This is a genomic window from Neoalteromonas arenosi, from assembly GCF_030362855.1.
GTDB lineage: Bacteria > Pseudomonadota > Gammaproteobacteria > Enterobacterales > Alteromonadaceae > Alteromonas_E > Alteromonas_E arenosi.
In genome coordinates, this window is sequence record NZ_JAUCBP010000012.1 from 358,484 (window position 1) to 376,924 (window position 18,441).

Below are 18,441 nucleotides of genomic sequence, written 5' to 3' on the forward strand. Positions count from 1 at the left end.
TTACGCCTGTGTATGTAGCAGTTGATAGGGTTTAGGGCGCAGTGAGCTCGGGATTGCGCCCAATTGACACTGGCTGTGTACAATCTCAAGACCAAATGCTGTCATACGTTGTTTTAGCTTCGGTAAAAACTCCAATACTGTGTCTTTGAGTGCTTCATTGGAAGTATACAGATCAAGACCTAATTCACTGTCTTGAAGCTCGCACTTACATAACACTTCACCTTTTTCGCCAATGTCCAACAACATAGTCAAACGCCAGTGGGATCGGCCAGCATCGGATCTGCTGTGTTGTTCTTTTTCTGGCGCATCGCGATGAATTAATAGCTCGATATCCTTACCTGTTGGTCCAGCAAGACCGGGCAGGGCATAAAACAATGCGTCTTGACCTTGCGTAGCATTCTCGACCTGTGCCATTTTGCTAAACTGATGGCCACTTAACACTTGAGACAGTGAACGCAGTAATGAGTGACGTTGCTCGATACCGGTGATCTCTTGCGCACGTGCTCGTTGAGCTGGCCGCGATGGCGTCTCTTTGCCCGCGGTCTGGTTAACCTGGGTAAGAGCTGTAAGCACTTGGTTAATTTTATCGTTAGTACTGAATGTGCCTGTTGCTGGTAACCGCGTGGCTAAACTGATTTGCAGTAGCGCAATAAGGCCACTAACCATGGAGTTTGCCGATACAGGTGTACTGATTGCCTGAGGCGTTACGGGAACCGCTGGCGCTTGTAAAGACTGTTGCAGAGCGGTGATGTTTGGCTCAGCGGTTACAACCGGTTTTACAACTTGGGTAATCTTATCGGCCAACGCTTTAATTGCCGGTTCAGGCGACTGGCTTAACGCATTTAGCGCTTGACTGAGATTTACCGCCACTTTCGATGCCGGCTCTGCTTGTACAAAATGATGTTTAATCGCTTGTTGTAATTGCTGTTTTACAGCGTCGCTGACTGATGCCTTTTGATTGCGCGGTACGCCTGAGAGCGAGTTATCTGTCGCCGCAGATTTAGTGCGCTGAATGGTTTCAGTTGGTGCAATACTACTATCTTGTAACGCTAAAGGCGAGCGTGTTTGTGGCTCGGGTAATCTAGCTAGCGCTTGCCAAATTGCTTGCTGTTGCGTTCTGGGTTGTTGAATAAAGACCTCTAAAGGGCGTTCCAGTTTAGGGGGGATTCGACTTAATTCTGATAGCACTGTGGACGAGGTATTAGTAACACCTGTTCCAGCGGTTGGTAATTTTGCTAGCGGAAACAGCGCGCTAATCGTCAGCCTTTGTTGTTTGTCAACCGTGAGGCTTGGATTTATTGCACCAGACTTGAGGCTGTTATCGAGTAAATCGGCTGATGCTTTAGGTAATAAAGGCTTTAACGCCGTTGCTATTGGGGGCGTAACGGTAACACTGTTGTTTAGTGGCAATACCTGCTGCAGCGTTTTTACCACCAGCGGATGTTCTGCTGGTAGGGCTAATTTTAGCGGCAGAGCTGCGTTATTCGCTGGCGGTGACTTCACCATTTGCGTACTGGTATCGGGCTGCTGAGGTGCTGAGTTTTGCCGAGTAGGCGCAAGCAGTGTTGCAGTCCATTGTTTGCCAATTTGCTGTAGTTGCACTTGAACCGCTTGTCCAACTTGTAGCTGCTTTGCCGCTTGCGGATTGGTAAGGGTAACCTCGCGTAAATCTGCTGCGGGTGATTGCAGAGTCAGTGTTACTTGCTGTCCGACGATTGCTTTAACGGTGGCTTGTGTGACTTGAATAGGGTCATTTGAATTCGTTATGGTTTTTGCGATCAAGGGCTGCCGAGCCAATACCGCGAGCAAACTTTGCTGTTGCTGAGCAGAGATTATTGTCGAGAACAAATTTTGTGGTGCTGAAAAGGTCCATAATGCTTTGCCGTCAGTTGATCGCACTGCAGAGTCGACTGGCACATCGCCGAGTAATTGTGTTGCAACCGTTGCCAGTGGCCGACCATTCGATGTTGTGATGGTTGTTGTAGGGCCATTAACTGCAACGACAACGGGCGTAACCGAGAGTCTACCGCTGGTACCTGTTGTATCTGCAGCACTGGCTTGTGGCGTTTTACCGGCGAGCTGGAGCAACATGTTATTGAGATTGATGTCTTGCATTCACTGTTATCGGGAACCACTTGGTAAGCTTGATTGTAAACTAAAACCTAAGGGTTGATCTTGCGCAAATCATAGAGCGTCCAACGTACCTATACTCTTGTGCTGTTTTTAATTCCTTTGTAGACGTTTTTCTGTCGTATTATTCAGTAAAAATGACCGATATGTTCCCATCTTTTTCAGCCACTTATGGTACTATCTGCGCCATATTTTTTGTTGCTAATGAAAAAGCCTTACTAAAGCCATCCGTGAATAACTGGATTTCAGGCCGATTGCTGAGTAAATAGTTGGAGTTAATGAGTTTAGAAGCTGTTAATTTAAGCTGCGTTCGTCGCGACAGAGTACTGTTTGAACAACAGAGCTTTACCCTTAATGCGGGCGAACTGACTTATTTACTCGGCGAGAATGGCGCGGGTAAAACGAGCTTGCTGCGCATACTCATTGGTTTTGTTGAACCAGCAGCCGGTCAAGTACTGTATGGAGGGAGTGCTATCACCCATAGCGACGTTAGGCGAAAGTTTAACGCTGAATTAATCTATATCGGGCACAAATCAGCAGTCGATCCACATGCCTCAGCCTTTGAAAACAGTCGATTTTGGTGTGCCCAACACGGCGTGTCTGTCACTCAAGAGTTGATTTATTCCGTACTCGCTACGCTTGGGTTGGTGGGGTTAGAGGATATACCTTGCGGACAATTATCCGCGGGACAAAATCGTCGAGTGGCCCTTGCGCGTTTATGGTTTAAGGCGACCGCCAAGGTCTGGGTGTTGGATGAACCGTTCACTGCACTGGACGTAAAAGGTATTGAATTGCTCGAGCGTCATATTGAAGCGTTCTTAGCGCGTGGGGGGAGTGTGATTTTGACTTCACATCAGCCGCTGAGTCATTTGACCGGCTGGCGTCCGCTAGAGCTGGAGTATCGCCTATGAGATCGGGTGTATATGCGGCGATGTTTAAACGGGAATACACCTTGGCTTTCAGGCAAAAAGCCGAGTTGGTTCAACCGCTCGTGTTTTTTGTTCTCGTGGTAAGTTTGTTTCCCCTCGGCGTTGGGCCATCACCAGAGATACTGCAACGCATTGGACCCGGCGTCATATGGGTTGCAGCAATTTTGTCGTCATTACTTGGCATGGAGCGACTGTTCCGAGATGACTTCCAAAACGGTTGGCTAGAGCAATTGGCGTTGACCGATGCATCGCTTGCCGGATTGATGGCCATAAAAGTGTTTACTCACTGGCTGGTATCATTTGTGCCTTTAGTGATCGTTTCGCCGTTGTTAGCGTTGTTTTTGAATCTAACTGAACCCATGTATTGGGCATTGCTGGCAACCTTAGCGATTGGCACACCGCTCATCAGTTTAGTCGGTGCAATTGCCGTTGGGCTGACGATGGGATTAAATCGCGGTGGCGTACTTTTGGCGTTACTATTGATCCCGTTATTTATTCCGTTGCTTATTTTCGCTACATCGGCGATAGAGTCAGCGGCCATGCAACTCTCCTATATGCCGCAATTGGCGATATTGGGGGCGTTGTTACTACTGGCGTTCGCGTTTACGCCTTTCGCGATTAGCTATGCTGTAAGAGTGAGTTTGAATTAATGTGGAAATGGTTACACCCCTACGCTAAGACTGAACGAGCGTATGTACTCTGCAATACCTTACTACCTTGGTTTGTAGTAACCGCAGTGTTGTCTTTGAGCATAGGTACCCTATGGGGTTTGGTGTTTGCGCCGGCAGACTACCAACAAGGAGATTCGTTTCGAATCATCTATATTCACGTCCCCAGTGCCTTGCTATCTATGTCGACCTATGTGGCGATGGCAGTCGCGGCTGCTGTCGGTATGATTTGGCAATGGCGTACCGCATACATGGCGATGATTGCAATCGCGCCTGTTGGTGCAGTTATGACATTTATTGCATTAGTGACAGGCGCAGCCTGGGGCAAACCGATGTGGGGAACGTGGTGGGTATGGGATGCACGACTCACATCAGAACTCATCCTGCTGTTTTTATATCTTGGGGTTATGGCCCTATACAGCGCGTTTGACGATAAGCGTCAAGGTGGTAAGGCTGCGGGCGTAATGGCGATAGTCGGTGTAGTTAATATTCCAATCATTCACTATTCGGTTGAGTGGTGGAATACCCTGCATCAAGGCGCGACTATTACTAAATTCGACAAACCCTCTATCGCACCGGAGATGTTGTGGCCGTTATTGATTAATCTGCTCGGATTCGCGGCATTTGTAGGCGCGGTGAGCTTAGTGCGGATGCGAAATGAGATTATTCGTCGAGAGATTCATCGTCCTTGGGTCGTTCTTATCGCCAAACAGGCGAGCAAATAGCTAATTGTATTGGAGAGGTTGAATACGGTGCAATTTGACAGTTTTTCAGAATTTTTAAATATGGGCGGCTATGGCTTTTTCGTCTGGCTTTCATTTGGTATTACCGCCGCCGCCATGGTGGCAATAGTTATTGAGAGTCGGTTGGCGCAAAAACGCTTAGTACGTGAAATCCTTGCCGAGCAAGCGCGCAAAGATAGGATCAGAGGCGTAAAGTCGCCCAGCAGCAATAGGGAGCAGCAGTTATGAACCCTCGTCGTCAACAGCGCTTGGCCGTTGTAGTTGGTATCTTGGCTCTTGTTGGGGCTGCAATCGGGTTGATGCTCTATGCGCTGAATGAAAATATTGACCTGTTTTATACACCGTCTGAGATCATTGAGGGTAAGGATGGTCAGATCCCTACTGTCGGTCAACGCCTAAGGATCGGCGGCATGGTGGTACCGGGTACTGTAAAACGCGATCCTGAGAGCCTCGCGGTGAGTTTTGATTTGGTAGATGTAGGTGAGGTTGTTACAGTCAGCTACTCAGGCATTCTGCCGGATTTATTTCGTGAAGGGCAAGGTATTGTCGCTACTGGTGTATTAACTGAGTCCAGAAAAATCGAAGCGCACGAAGTACTAGCAAAGCATGATGAAGAATATATGCCGCCTGAACTCGCAGAGAAACTCAAAGGCATCAAGCACGTAAAACCAAGCGAAGCAGGGTACTGATATGATCCCAGAAATAGGAAATATCGCCCTAACACTGGCGCTGGTATTGTCCATACTGCTAGCCGTCTACCCTTTATGGGGCGCGCAAACTAACAACGTCAAACTGATGTCGACGGCTAAGCCATTGGGTGTCAGCTTGTTTATATTTACTGCGATTGCATATGGCTGCTTGACTTATGCATTTGTTGTTGACGATTTCAGTGTTGCCTACGTTGCACATCACTCAAATAGCCTACTGCCGATTTACTACAAAGTCACCGCGGTTTGGGGCGGCCATGAAGGATCATTTTTACTCTGGGTTCTCATGCTATCCGGTTGGATAATCGCAGTGGCGACCTTTAGTAAAGGTATACCACAACCTATGGTTGCGCGTGTGCTTTCAATTCTGGGCATGGTATCTATCGGTTTCTACCTGTTCATGTTGCTGACCTCAAATCCATTTGAGAGTTTGTTACCGCTATTCCCCGTAGACGGGCGCGACCTGAATCCCTTGCTGCAAGATTTCGGCATGATCATTCATCCCCCCATGCTGTATATGGGCTATGTTGGCTTTTCCGTGGCATTTGCCTTTGCCATCGCTGCGCTGATTTCAGGCCAGTTAGATAGCACTTGGGCGCGTTGGTCGCGGCCTTGGGTTATTTCCGCGTGGGCATTTTTGACCTTGGGTATAGCACTGGGTAGTTGGTGGGCATACTACGAGCTTGGCTGGGGCGGCTGGTGGTTCTGGGACCCAGTAGAAAATGCGTCATTTATGCCGTGGTTAGTCGGTACCGCGCTAATGCATAGCTTGGCTGTTACTGAAAAACGCAAAGTGTTTAAATCCTGGACGGTATTGTTGGCAATCGCTGCATTCTCACTCAGCCTGCTGGGTACGTTTTTGGTGCGTTCTGGCGTTATAGTATCGGTTCACTCATTTGCCAGTGATCCAGCGCGAGGGTTGTTTATATTGGGCATTTTGGTTGTGCTCAGTGGTTTTGGCTTATTGCTCTACGCACTGCGAGCGCGGGAATTGCGCAGTCGCGGGAAGTACGACAGCTTCTCACGTGAAGTCTTATTAATTGGCAATAACGTGATGTTATGCGCAGCCACTATCGTAGTGCTATTAGGCACGTTGTTGCCATTGGTTCACAAAGAGCTCAACCTCGGAACGATTTCGGTGGGCGCGCCTTTCTTTAACCAAATGTTTGTTGTCCTTATTGTGCCATTTGTATTTATGTTGAGCTTAGGGCCGTTATCGCGCTGGAAGCGTCAACCGGTAAAAGATCTGCGCAATCATATGTTGGTGGCCTTGGGTATCAGTTTGAGTGCAGCAATCTTGATCAACGTTAACTACGAACAACCTACCTTTATGGCAGTGCTTGGCTTGTTACTCAGCTTTTGGATTTTGGTTTCTACAGTGCAAGAGGTTCTACAACGGGTTAACGCGCAGCGTCAGCTCAGTCAATGGGCAGCATTAGGGAAACTCACCCGCAGCCACTGGGGTATGGTACTCGGTCATGTAGGGTTCGCCGTTATGTTGATCGGTATTACCTTAGTCAGTAATTACGAGCAAGAACGCGATTTGCGCATGCTACCTGGAGAAACTGTGCAATTGGGTGGCTATGACTTTCTCTTTACTGGGGTTAAACAGGTTGAAGGCCCCAACTACTCAGCTGACGTAGGCGTCTTTGACGTGTTTAAAAACGGCGAGTTTGTGGTGCATTTGGAGCCAGAAAAACGCTTTTATCCGGTGCAACGCACAACCATGACCGAAGCGGGTATTCATGCAACGATTACACGTGATTTGTTCATCGCCTTAGGTGAACCACTGGAAGGTGAGGCATGGGCTGTACGCGTTTATATCAAGCCTTTTGTCGTCTGGATTTGGGCGGGGGCGTTTATTATGGCACTTGGTGGTGCTATCTCTATCGCCGATAAGCGTTACCGTTTGAGCAAAGTCGCCCGTAAGTCAATCAAGGCTGGACACTCGGAGCCAGCTATACCCGCGGAGGCTTCGTAATGAGTAAGAACCTGCGCTTTGCGCTGCCTGTGATCCTATTCGTTGTCATGATCGTGTTTTTGGGTTTCGGTCTGTTTTCTGATCCAAGAGAGCGTGACTCGATGGCGTTAGGTAAGCCGCTGCCACCGTTTGAGTTACCTGACCTCTATGATTCTAACCGCATCTACACGCCACAGGACTTAACGGGTGACGTGACCATTTTGAATGTTTGGGGCGTGTGGTGTGTGACCTGTGCGGTTGAGCTGCCCTATCTGACCGCATTGCGCGAGCAATACGGGGTGAAATTTGTCGGTTTGTATTACGACCAAGATTTGGATCCCGACTTCGGCACTAAAACGTTGGCGCGCGTGCGCAACGAAGTGACCAGCATGTTGAATCGATTGGGAAACCCTTATCAATATCAAATATTTGATGTAGTTAGAGACTACTCTCTTGATCTTGGTGTAACCGGAGCGCCAGAGCACTTCTTGATCGATCGCAAAGGCCATATTCGCTTGCATCATATCGGTGACATCAATGAACGCGTCTGGACACATAAAATCAAGCCGGTGTATGACCAATTAATAGCGGAAAACAACTCGGCGGTGATCAATGAATAAATGGTTGCTTGCAATTTTATTGAGTCTCTCGCTGGGCTGGGCTTATGCTCAGCAGGACGTCAACACTGAGTCGACTGCCAACAGTGGTGCAGAAGAAAACTACCAGTTTGCCGATGAACAGCAGCGTCAGTTGTTTTTGACCCTTACAGCCGAGCTAAGGTGCCCGCTGTGTCAAAACCAGAACATCGCCGATTCCGATGCCATGATTGCACACGATATGCGACGCAAAGTATATCAGTTAATTCAGCAAGGCAATGATGAGCAACAAGTCTTGGATTTTATGAAATCGCGTTATGGTGATTTTGTGCATTACCAACCGCCTGTCACGCCTTACACCATGTGGCTATGGCTATTGCCAGTGTTGTTCGCCGTGTTTGCGCTGGTGATGATCACCCGCAAACAGCGGGTTCAAGAGCCAAGCGATCTAGAAGAGAAACTTGCACGCGCTGATGAATTATTGAAACGAGAGGAATAGATGACCTGGCCCCTATTTTATTTTGTTGTTGCGGGGCTCCTTGGAGCAATCGTTTTAACCATTAGCCTGCCATGGCTTAGGGCGCGTAACCAACGTCAGGCCGATCAGCTGCGCAATGCACAAATTGTTAAACAGCGCCTCGCGGAGCTCGAACGTGAAGTGACCGAAGGCTTGATCAGCGAAGAAGACAAAGATCAAGCTGTTACCGAACTAAAGTTAGCGTTGGTTGAAGAGAGTCAAGCTACAGATACTGAACAAAAAAATCGCTCAACTCCGGCCATTATTGTCGGTCTGGTGATCAGTTTAGGCATTGCTGTGCCGGTGTATTACCGCGCTAATCACATCACTGAGGTTAAGCAGCTGGTCGCCGCTACGGATTCTGTTAGTGAGCTCAGCGATAAGCTAATTGCAGTGATGAATGATAATGCTGAAATTACGCCGCAGGAGTTGCAATCGCTAGCTTTAGCAATTCGCCAGCGATTGCGAGACACGCCGGATGACGAACAAGCATGGTTAAACTTAGGGCGGTTGTACATGAGCATTGGGTTTTCTGAGCAATCGGTACAGTCATTTGAACGCGCGTTCCGTTTGGCACCTGAAAATACTAATGTGCGGTTGAGTTTTGCCCAGGCGCTGATGCTCTCGGGTACCGATGAGAATCTACAACGCTCCCGTGGTCTATTGTTGTTTGAATTAGAACAGCAACCGCAAAACGATAATTTATTGCTGATGGCTACAGTTGTATCCGCACAGCTCGGTAATTTAGTAGAAGCCGAAGAATTGTTTGCTAAGATAAAAGACAAGATGGATCCGACGAGTTCTATGTATCAAACCATTGTGGCGCGCTTGGATGAACTCCGTGGTATTGCAGGTGTCAATGAGTCTGAGGAACCAATCAACCAAGAGGGTAAGACGGGCTTTTCCGTAACCGTAGCAATTAGCGAAGAACTAAAACAGAAGTTGCCAAGCTCTGGGTTCTTGTTTGTATTTGCGCAAGATGCCGGTAGTCAAATGCAAGTACCAGCAGCAGTAGTAAAAATACCATTGCCTGAGTTACCCGTCACTGTAGAACTAACAACCGACAACGCAATGTTGCCAACGTTTACGCTGGCTCAGGTTGAACAAGCACGCTTAGTCGCAAGAGTGTCGGTGGATGGCGATGTTAGTGCTGTAAATGGCGAGTTAGAGGGAGTGTCGGAAATGCAGGTATCCTCCGGTCTATTAAGATCTGCAACTATTACAATTGATCAGGAAATCAAATGAACACACGATTTTTAATGCTACTGGTTGTTATGGCGCTAGGATTAGGCGGCTGTGCAACAAATTCAGCTTCCCAGCAGGTCGAGGCTGAAGCGAATGCCGGCGACCCGCGTGATCCTCTGGAGCCAATTAACCGCGCGGTCTGGGATTTCAATTACGACGTATTGGATGCTTATATCCTCCGCCCCATTACCGTAGGCTATGTCACAGTGATGCCAGAGGTTGCACGTAAAGGTTTACTAAACGCCGCGCAGAATTTGGAAGAGCCGGTTAATTTTGTCAATAACCTACTGCAAGGTAAAGCCGCAGAGTCATTCGACAGTGCATTTCGGTTTGTCATCAACAGCACTGTTGGTTTAGCCGGCACTATCGATGTTGCCGGCGCGATAGGCGTTGAGCGACAGGAAGAAGACTTTGATGAAGTGATGGGGGTATGGGGCATTGGCAATGGGCCGTATTTAATGATCCCTGCTGCTGGGCCAAATGATGTGCGCGGTGTAACCGGAGAGGTGGTTGATAATCTATACTTCCCTGCTACCTACCTCAATAGCAATTGGACGCTGTTGCGCTGGTCTGTAGAACTCTTAGAGACACGTGCGTTGTTTATGGAGCAAGAGCAGCAGCTTGAGGCCTCTGCAGACTCTTATGCGTTTGTGAAGAGTGCTTACTTCCAAAACAAGGCGTTTCAAGTAAACGATGGTGAGGTGGAAGAAGAGCAGCTGGATGAAGATGAGCTAGAAGATTTCGAAGCCTTTGAAGATATGCTTGACGATATCGACTATTAAAAAAGGGCCTGAAGGCCCTTTTTTAATGTCTTTTACTGAGTGATAAACTACTGACCTTAGTCGCGATAGCCATTGGGGTTTTGCGACTGCCATCGCCAAGAGTCGCGACACATATCATCCAAACCTTTATGGGCTTCCCAGCCTAGCTCTTGTTTAGCCAGCGTTGGATCGGCGTAACATGCAGCAACATCACCACTGCGACGCGGTACAATGGCATAGGGTACGGCTTGACCACTTTCACGTTCAAACGCTTTGACCATTTCCAGCACGCTGTAGCCTTGACCGGTACCTAGGTTGAAGGTACATAAGCCAGCGTTGGCAGCGAGTTTATTGAGCGCCTTCAAATGCCCATCAGCAAGATCTTCTACGTGGATATAATCACGCACGCCGGTACCATCTGGCGTATCATAGTCATCACCGAATACGCTGAGCTTGTCGCGTTTACCGGTGGCAACCTGAGTAATAAAGGGCATGAGGTTATTGGGTATACCGGTTGGGTCTTCACCAATTAACCCTGACGGATGCGCACCAACGGGATTGAAATAGCGCAGTAACACAATATTCCAGTCTTTATCTGACGCGTATAAATCTGTGAGTACATGCTCAACCATGAGTTTTGATTGACCATAGGGATTGGTTGGGCGGCCAGTTGGTAAATTTTCATGCAGAGGCAACTCAGTCGGATCACCGTAAACAGTAGCAGATGAGCTAAACACTAAGTTTTTTACACCATTAGCCTGCATACTTTTGCACAGCTGCAGCGTACCAAACACATTGTTTTCGTAGTATTTAAGCGGCTGCTCAACTGACTCACCAACTGCCTTAAGGCCAGCAAAATGAATTACTGCTTCGACTTTATATTGGCTAAAGAGCGTGTTTAATACTTGCTCGTCGCGAATGTCGCCCTGCTGAAACACAACGCTTTTACCCGTGATCTGAGCAACGCGGTTCAAGGATTCCTCACTCGCATTTGACAAGTTGTCTAACACTATCACATGATAATCTTGCTCAAGGAGTTGAAGTACAGTGTGACTTCCGATGTAGCCCGCACCGCCAGTAACTAAGATAGTTTTCATTCGTCTTGCACAACCTCTTTGGGTAAATATTTAGCACTTAAACTGAATTGAAGTGGTTTGATAAACAACGGGTAAAGTAAAAACACCAAAAACGCCCAGAGGAGGGCAATCCAATTTTCTGATGCTTGCAAGATGAACACAAACACCGGAACAATGATGAGAAGTTTCAAAACGTTCAGCAAGGAACGCTCAGGTACTGTCATTTTAAGCGCTGCGTTTTCCAACGCAATCATACGCTCTCTTAACGGCAAATCCCTCAATTGAGGGATTTGTTTAGCGGAAAAATAAAATTTCATCTACTCTGCTTTAGCTAGATCGCTCGGCGGGAGTTTTTCCCAGAAGCGCGTTTTCATTGATAACAATAATATTACTATACCAATGGCAATACTAAATAGACTAATTTGCATATATAAGCCTGGCATTTCGTCTAAGCGACTTGGGTCGAAATTACCTGCCAGTAGGCCCGCGACTACGTTGCCAATCGAGTACGTTAAAACGAATACACCCATCATTTGTCCGGCAAAGCGCTTCGGCGATAATTTGCTCACTGCGCTCAATGCCACCGGACTCAAGCACAATTCACCAACGGTATGTAAAAAGTAAGTCATTACTAACCAATAAGGCGCTACTTTAAGTCCACTGGCTGCAATCTGAGCGGCGAAGAACATAACGATAAAGCCCGTCGCCATAATGATTAAACCAATCGCGCATTTAAAGCCGTAGGACGGATCCATCATACGCTTACCAAGGTTGATCCAAAGTGCAGCAAAAAACGGTGATAAAATGATGATGAAGAACGAGTTAGCAGACTGGAACCACGCGGGTGGGATTTCGAAGTTACCCAGCATTCTGTCTGTATAGTCACGCCCGAACAAGTTGAGTGATGAACCTGCCTGCTCGAAGCCCGCCCAAAAACAAATAGACGCGATACACACTAAGAACAATGCACCAAGCCGCTTCTTTTCGTTACCGTCTAGGTTGCCGAAGAAAAAGATGGCGGTATAGTACGCTAAAAATACCAGAGTAAAGAAGATGGCGACATATTTTGCTAAGGCGACGGCATCAATAATGATGGCGCCAGTGGTCACCGCATAAGTTAATAATGCTAAGCCAACTAAGAAGCCGTAAATAATCATCCAGCTCATGCGCGCATTTTTGGGCGAAAGGTGGACGGTTGGGCCGTCTGCTGCACCGGCTAACTTCGGACGCGTAATTTTGTACTGGATCAGGCCAATGGCCATACCTACGGCTGCAGCGCCAAACGCATAGTGATAACCCATGTTGGTGGCAAGGTAGCCACACACGATATAACCAATCACCGAACCAATGTTGATACCCATATAGTAAAGGGTATAGCCACTGTCTCGACGTTTATCTTCATCGCTGTAAAGCATTCCGACCATTGCGCCAATGTTTGGCTTCAACAAACCCGTACCTAAAACGACTAAAATTAAGCCGATAAAAAATGTTTGGGTGCTGGGTATTGCTAGTACGATATGGCCCATCATTATAATGATACCGCCATACCAAACGGCATTTTGACCACCAATCAAGCGGTCAGCCATCCAGCCGCCAGGTAACCCCATAAAGTAGACGGCGCCGGTGTAGAGGCCGTAGATTGCTGTGGCCGTTGCAACAGTGAAGGCTAACCCTTCCTCCTGCAAACTGGCGGTCATAAACAGGACTAGTAGAGCGCGCATGCCGTAGTAGCTCATACGTTCCCACATTTCTGTAAAAAAGAGTGTTTGCAGGCCGCCGGGGTGGCCAAAGAAACTGGTATCGAGGTTAGTTTTATCTGTCATTGTTTGCTCGGTTTATATTTCTAGTTATACGTAGCGTGCAGCGTTGCTGAATGCTGAAAAGCGGACCGGTTAGCTCAAGATTGAATGCGAACTGGCCGAAAAGTTTAAAAGGTTGTATCAAACACTGCCCATTAACACAAGTCGGCTTACTCAGCAGAACACTGCAATAGCAACAATATGCAGCCTATTTGTGAATGTCTTGTTAAGCGTAAATGTGGATTGAGCGAATGGGTGGTTTAAACACCAAACGGCGTTGGTGATCGCGTTAAAATAGGTTATCATGCGCGTCGTTTTGTAGGTCCGCAATTTGCTGCGGGGAAACAGTTATTGCCATGGATGTTATATGCCGCGTACATTGAGATTTTTATTCGCTATTTTGCTGATCACTAGTTTTAGTGCAGCAAGTCAGGGCTTCACGCCATCTCCCGCTCAGATTGAACAGTTTAAACAATTGCCGCGCGCGCAACAGGTCGCGTTGGCCAGACAGATGGGTATTGATATCAGTGATATTGATGCAGCGCTTAATGTCGGTGGTAAAGGTCAAAGTCAAGAAATGAGAGAGCCTGTCGATGTTGTCGAGCGGGTGGTTGACGAAGCAGCGGTTGCCGAAGAACTCTCTCAGCAAAGTTCCGCTAAACAGCAATCAGCAAAACTTAAGCCCTTCGGCTATAACATTTTTACCGATGCAGCAGAGCGTTTTTCCCCTTCCGCCAATACACCGGTTCCCTCTGACTACGTACTAGGTCCTGGTGACAGTGTTAATGTTCGCTTGTTTGGTAAAGTCAGCGACCAGTTTGAATTGTCCGTCAGCAACGAAGGCTTTGTTGAAGTACCCGAGTTAGGCCCAATGGTAGCAGCGGGCTCTACCTATCAAGAACTCAAGCAGCAACTCACCGACAAGTATTCAGAGCAAATGATAGGCGTATCGCCGCATATCACTATGGGGCAGCTGCGCACTATACAAGTATTTATCGTTGGTGAAGCGTTCCGGCCAGGCGCATATACCGTAAGCTCACTTGCGACTGTTACAACGGCTTTGTTTAACAGTGGTGGCGTGAGTAATATCGGCTCATTGCGCAACATTGAGTTAAAGCGCTCAGGTAAAACCGTTGCGCAATTCGACTTGTACGATTTACTTGTATTTGGGGATACCTCTGCTGATGTGCGTTTGCAACAAGGCGATGTATTGTTTATTCCGCCGGTGAAAACGGTTGTAAGTATCGATGGTGAAGTCAGACGCCCAGCAATTTATGAGATTAAAGGCGATGAGAATTTACAAGACCTGCTGAGTTTAGCTGGAGGATTATTACCCAGTGCTGAGCAGTCAAACATCCAAATCGCTCGCAGTACGAGTCAGGGCCTTAAGGTCAATACCGTTGACACCACCATCCGAAATCAAGCCGGTCGTTTCGAGTTAGCTAACGGTGACTTCGTGAACGTGCCTGCGAGTACTGCCGAGTTTAATAACGCAGTATTGGTGGTAGGCGCGGTTAACAATCCGGGACTGGTTCAACATTCCTCTTCGTTAGCCTTGAGTAATATTGTATCTGAAGCAACACTGCTCAGTTCAACCGATTTAAGCTACGCACTCGTGGTTCGTAAAGCCAAGTTCGATGTGAAAACGAGCGTTGTTCAATTTAAACCAACAGACGTCATCAACGGTCGTTTTGATTTGGATTTGCAACCGTTCGACTCGGTCATTTTGTTCAATCGATTCGGCGGTAATGACGCAAGAGGTAACGAAGCATCAGCGACGTCTGGTGGCCTGCAAGCTGCTCAAGGCGATGAGCGGGTTGAAGATTACCTGCTTGAGCTAGAGCGTTCAGCGTTTACTGAGAAACAGTTGATTTTAAAGGCGACACAAAATTTTTCGCGCCGTGAGCTTCTTGCGCCCGTTGTGGCTCGCCTAAAGCTTGAAGCGAATGAGGAAGCCCAGGTGAATTTGGCTGAAGTGACGGGGCAGGTTCGATTCCCTGGAGTTTACCCTATTTCGCAAGGCTCAACGGTTAAACACTTAATCGAAGCGGCCGGCGGACTGTTAGATTCTGCTTACACGGTAGAAGCTGAGTTATCGCGCACCTTTGTTACCAGCGAAGGTGTGCAAATAAAGCATATCGTTTTTGATCCATTAAGTGGCACCAGCGTGGATTCGAGTGACGTGATTTATGTAAGCGCTAAAGACAAACTCAATATTCTGCGCACCCCTGATTGGTTTGAGAGTAACCGTGTTGAATTGGTTGGTGAGTTTAAATTCCCCGGTGTTTATCAAATCAGTAAGGGCGAAACACTGGCCGATTTAATTGCGCGTGCTGGTGGGGTTACTGAAAAAGCCACACTCAATGCGGCCATTTTCACCCGTGAAGAACTGCGTGAGCGTGAGCGACAAAATATCGACCGCTCAGTTCAACAAATTCGCGAGCAAGTGATTAACTCTAATCTCAATGCAAGCCAATACACGGTTGCGATTGATTACACCATTGCGCAGGACATACTGAATGACCTAACTGCTGTAGAACCCGTTGGTCGCATGGTGATTGACTTACCCGCTGCATTAGCGCAACGCAGCAATGCAAATATCGAACTTAAAGATGGCGATGTGGTTTATTTGCCTAACATCACGCCTGCCATCTCGGTAATTGGTGAAGTTTATGTGCCGACTACCTTGAGCTTTAATAGTGACTATGGGCTTGAAGATTACATTGAGATGACTGGCGGTTACAAAACATATGCAGATGCTTCTAGCGTGTATATCGTGAAAGCCAATGGTTCAGTTGAAGTGCCTTCTAGTGATTTTTGGTTTAACGGTGAAACCAGTGTAGTCCTCGAGCCGGGCGATACCATTGTTGTGCCAAGAGATGTAACCAATTACGACAACTTAGGGTTGTGGCAAGCGGTTACTCAGATTGCTTATCAGGCAGCGATAGCGGTTGCTGCTATTAATAGTTTTTAGTTCAAATAAGCACGATTTTATAAAATATCAGTACGCCTTAAGCACATAATATAATGCCAACATAGTGCCCATCTGAACCCAATATTTAATTGGTTTGTGAAAGAAAAGGCCTTATTAGCGTGCATTTCGTGCGGAAAAAAACAAAGGACAAATTATGAGTGACAATGAACTGGCAAATACTGACGAATACACTTTGCTTGATGCATTGAGTGCATTGTGGGCCAAGAAAATTGCCATAATTGTGATCATGCTTATTGTAAGTGGAATAACAGTCTATGCAGCATTACAACTACCGAATATATATCGTTCAGAGGCAGTCCTTGAACCAGTAAATGTTGGTGGCGAGGGTGGGTTATCAGCAATCGCAAACCAATTTGGAGGCTTGGCGAGTTTGGCAGGGATTAATTTAAACGCTAGCTCAAGCCAAACGAAAAGCGTGTTAGCAATTATGAATTCACGGCGGTTCCTAGAATCTTTTATTGACGAACAAAACTTGTATGTCCACCTCTTTGCGGTTACGACGTGGAATGCAGAGCTAAACAAGCTTGAAATTGATGAGAATGTTTATGATCCAAACACTGATACCTGGCTCAGAGAGGTAAGTTTCCCTCGAAAGCCTAAACCATCAAAATCAGAAGCTTTAGAAATTTTTCGCGATTTATATAGTGTTCAGGAGGATAAAGAAACAGGCTTAGTCACAGTTTCGATCAATTACATTTCTCCTTATGTCGCAAAAGAATGGGTAAATAAGATTCTCAAAAAAATAAACACTGAAACCAAACGTCGAGATATGGAAGTTGCAATTCGCACGTCGGAGTATTTAGAGAGCGAGTTAGAAAACACAAGTATTAATAGCGTACAGCAAATAATCTATCAATTACTCGAAGAACAAAAGCGTACTTTAATGCTGACGAATGTAAAAGAAGATTATGTTTTTAAAGTAATAGATCCAGCATTTGTCCCAGAGAAAAAAGTGGGACCCAGTCGTGCAATATTGTGTTTGTCTGTTTTCGTTGGTGCTTCTTTAGTTATTGCTTTCATCATAATCTTGATTGATTACAGAAAAAAGCTTAGTTGAAAAAGTGAGATGATCGATACTAGCAGTAAGTCTTTGTTATTGAAGTTCCTTCAAGGAGCTTTTTTAAATGTTCTAATTAGATTTAAAGGTTTAATATATCTTCCACTATTAGTAAACTTTCTTAGCAAAGAGGAAGTTGGTAGTATTACTTATTGGCTATCACTTAGTTCCTTACTAGCTGGAGTGCTACTCTTAAGCCTGCCTGATTCTTCCAATAAATATATATTACAGTCACGCGACCCACTCCCAATTATCGGTACAATTCAGACATTTGCCCTCACTATAGGCACTGTATGTATTTTCGCTGTTATTAGCTTTATTTTTTTCAGCAAAGCTGCTTTTGAAACAAGAGTGCTGGTCATTTGTGTGAGCTTATTAACGTTAGCTAAATGTTTAAATAAAACTAGCATATTCGTCTTTCAAGTATATCAACGAAACAAGTATGTATTGTTCTCACAGTTTCTTATTGAGTATGGCTCGCTCGTGATTATTGTTGCCTATTTGTTTTTTTCTACAGAGAGAGAACCTCAAGCGGTTGTTATGCTAACTGTTCTGGCTTACATACTTGTCGGCACCTGGTTGCATAAATTGCTAAGGAATGACTTTCCTTGGAAAATCACATTTGAGCCCTCTACTTTTAAATCTCTTATAAGAACGGCTGTTTATTTAATGCCGTCAGTTTATGCACTTTTAATTATCCAGAATGCTGATTTTATTATTATTGAAAGACTCATTGGGAAGTCGACTTTGGCGGAATATGGCTTTGCATTTTCACTAGCAAGTATTGTCTCAGGGTTGTCAATGGCTGTTACTTTCTTTTGGTACTCTAGTGCAGTTGTAATGGAAATTGATAAGTTAAAATCTTTATTTAGGAAATTACAATCAATAGGTTTGTGCTTGTCAGTAGTAGTTTTTACATTTTTTTACTTAATAACTGAGCCTTTAATTCGTTTAATTAATAATGAATACGCTATTGCTGCGATGTTTATTCTACCTATAACTATGGGTTTATACTTAAATGTATTGAGTCAAATTTCGATTGGAGTTTTGTATCGAGCAGGGAAAGAACACATAACATTTGGTATTCTTACTTTTTCGGCCGCAGTAAACATCGCGCTTAATATTTATACAATTCCTACTTTTGGTGCAATTGCAGCTGCGTATACGACCTTTTTTACGTATTTTTTGATTTATTTTTTCACTTTAATTGCCACGATATTCTATTTTAGGAGTGGCAAAAATCTTTTAGCAGGTTGAC

The 18,441-nt window shown here is 46.0% G+C and carries 17 protein-coding genes; 13 read left to right on the forward strand and 4 right to left on the reverse strand.

The window, feature by feature from the left end; translation table 11 throughout:
- Entirely contained in the window at window positions 1-2,115 is a 2,115-nt protein-coding gene (locus QTP81_RS15235; protein WP_289366658.1) for a hypothetical protein, read from the reverse strand.
- A 293-nt stretch (window positions 2,116-2,408) separates the two neighbouring features.
- Between QTP81_RS15235 and ccmA the strand changes: the two genes are divergently transcribed.
- The 10 genes from ccmA to QTP81_RS15285 are packed head-to-tail and all read left to right on the forward strand — an operon-like array spanning window position 2,409 to window position 10,277.
- A complete protein-coding gene (gene ccmA / locus QTP81_RS15240; protein ID WP_289366659.1) occupies window positions 2,409-3,041 on the forward strand; it encodes a cytochrome c biogenesis heme-transporting ATPase CcmA in 633 nt (210 codons plus the stop codon).
- On the forward strand, window positions 3,038-3,709 hold the full coding sequence (ccmB, locus tag QTP81_RS15245) for a heme exporter protein CcmB (protein WP_289366660.1): 672 nt from the start codon (window positions 3,038-3,040) through the stop codon (window positions 3,707-3,709). The genes ccmA and ccmB overlap by 4 nt, the downstream gene beginning before the upstream one ends.
- On the forward strand, window positions 3,709-4,452 hold the full coding sequence (locus QTP81_RS15250) for a heme ABC transporter permease (protein ID WP_289366661.1): 744 nt from the start codon (window positions 3,709-3,711) through the stop codon (window positions 4,450-4,452). Before ccmB ends, QTP81_RS15250 begins: the two co-directional genes overlap by 1 nt.
- Window positions 4,453-4,479: 27 nt before the next feature.
- Entirely contained in the window at window positions 4,480-4,698 is a 219-nt protein-coding gene (gene ccmD / locus QTP81_RS15255) for a heme exporter protein CcmD (protein ID WP_289366662.1), read from the forward strand.
- Entirely contained in the window at window positions 4,695-5,159 is a 465-nt protein-coding gene (gene ccmE / locus QTP81_RS15260; RefSeq protein WP_289366663.1) for a cytochrome c maturation protein CcmE, read from the forward strand. The genes ccmD and ccmE overlap by 4 nt, the downstream gene beginning before the upstream one ends.
- Before the next feature lies 1 nt (window position 5,160).
- Entirely contained in the window at window positions 5,161-7,158 is a 1,998-nt protein-coding gene (locus tag QTP81_RS15265) for a heme lyase CcmF/NrfE family subunit (RefSeq protein ID WP_289366666.1), read from the forward strand.
- Window positions 7,158-7,757 (forward strand): redoxin family protein, encoded by a 600-nt coding sequence (locus tag QTP81_RS15270; RefSeq protein WP_289366667.1) that lies wholly within the window; start codon window positions 7,158-7,160, stop codon window positions 7,755-7,757. Before QTP81_RS15265 ends, QTP81_RS15270 begins: the two co-directional genes overlap by 1 nt.
- Complete coding sequence (locus QTP81_RS15275; protein ID WP_289366668.1) at window positions 7,750-8,232, forward strand: cytochrome c-type biogenesis protein; 483 nt, start codon at window positions 7,750-7,752, stop codon at window positions 8,230-8,232. The genes QTP81_RS15270 and QTP81_RS15275 overlap by 8 nt, the downstream gene beginning before the upstream one ends.
- Window positions 8,233-9,495 carry a c-type cytochrome biogenesis protein CcmI gene (gene ccmI, locus QTP81_RS15280; protein ID WP_289366669.1) on the forward strand — a complete coding sequence of 421 codons (1,263 nt, stop codon included), beginning with the start codon at window positions 8,233-8,235 and terminating at the stop codon, window positions 9,493-9,495.
- Window positions 9,492-10,277 carry an MlaA family lipoprotein gene (locus tag QTP81_RS15285; RefSeq protein ID WP_289366671.1) on the forward strand — a complete coding sequence of 262 codons (786 nt, stop codon included), beginning with the start codon at window positions 9,492-9,494 and terminating at the stop codon, window positions 10,275-10,277. Before ccmI ends, QTP81_RS15285 begins: the two co-directional genes overlap by 4 nt.
- A gap of 56 nt (window positions 10,278-10,333) precedes the next feature.
- On the opposite strand, the gene galE is transcribed toward QTP81_RS15285, so the two are convergent.
- The 3 genes from galE to QTP81_RS15300 are packed head-to-tail and all read right to left on the reverse strand — an operon-like array spanning window position 10,334 to window position 13,155.
- The gene (galE, locus tag QTP81_RS15290; RefSeq protein WP_289366672.1) at window positions 10,334-11,353 is read right to left on the reverse strand and encodes a UDP-glucose 4-epimerase GalE; all 1,020 of its coding nucleotides are present in this window, start codon (window positions 11,351-11,353) and stop codon (window positions 10,334-10,336) included.
- Complete coding sequence (locus tag QTP81_RS15295) at window positions 11,350-11,649, reverse strand: DUF6170 family protein (RefSeq protein ID WP_289366674.1); 300 nt, start codon at window positions 11,647-11,649, stop codon at window positions 11,350-11,352. Before QTP81_RS15295 ends, galE begins: the two co-directional genes overlap by 4 nt.
- Window positions 11,650-13,155 carry a peptide MFS transporter gene (locus QTP81_RS15300; protein ID WP_289366676.1) on the reverse strand — a complete coding sequence of 502 codons (1,506 nt, stop codon included), beginning with the start codon at window positions 13,153-13,155 and terminating at the stop codon, window positions 11,650-11,652. It abuts the gene before it with no gap.
- Between the two features lie 343 nt (window positions 13,156-13,498).
- Here QTP81_RS15300 and QTP81_RS15305 point away from each other — a divergent pair, with 343 nt between their 5' ends.
- The 3 genes from QTP81_RS15305 to QTP81_RS15315 all read left to right on the forward strand — a co-directional run bounded on the left by QTP81_RS15305 (window position 13,499) and on the right by QTP81_RS15315 (window position 18,440).
- Window positions 13,499-16,105 carry an SLBB domain-containing protein gene (locus QTP81_RS15305; RefSeq protein WP_289366678.1) on the forward strand — a complete coding sequence of 869 codons (2,607 nt, stop codon included), beginning with the start codon at window positions 13,499-13,501 and terminating at the stop codon, window positions 16,103-16,105.
- 154 nt (window positions 16,106-16,259) lie between these two features.
- A complete protein-coding gene (locus tag QTP81_RS15310) occupies window positions 16,260-17,183 on the forward strand; it encodes a Wzz/FepE/Etk N-terminal domain-containing protein (protein WP_289366680.1) in 924 nt (307 codons plus the stop codon).
- Window positions 17,184-17,192: 9 nt separating this feature from the next.
- Window positions 17,193-18,440: an oligosaccharide flippase family protein gene (locus QTP81_RS15315; RefSeq protein ID WP_289366681.1), complete on the forward strand. Its 1,248-nt coding sequence runs from the start codon at window positions 17,193-17,195 to the stop codon at window positions 18,438-18,440.
- Window position 18,441: the final 1 nt, after the last annotated feature.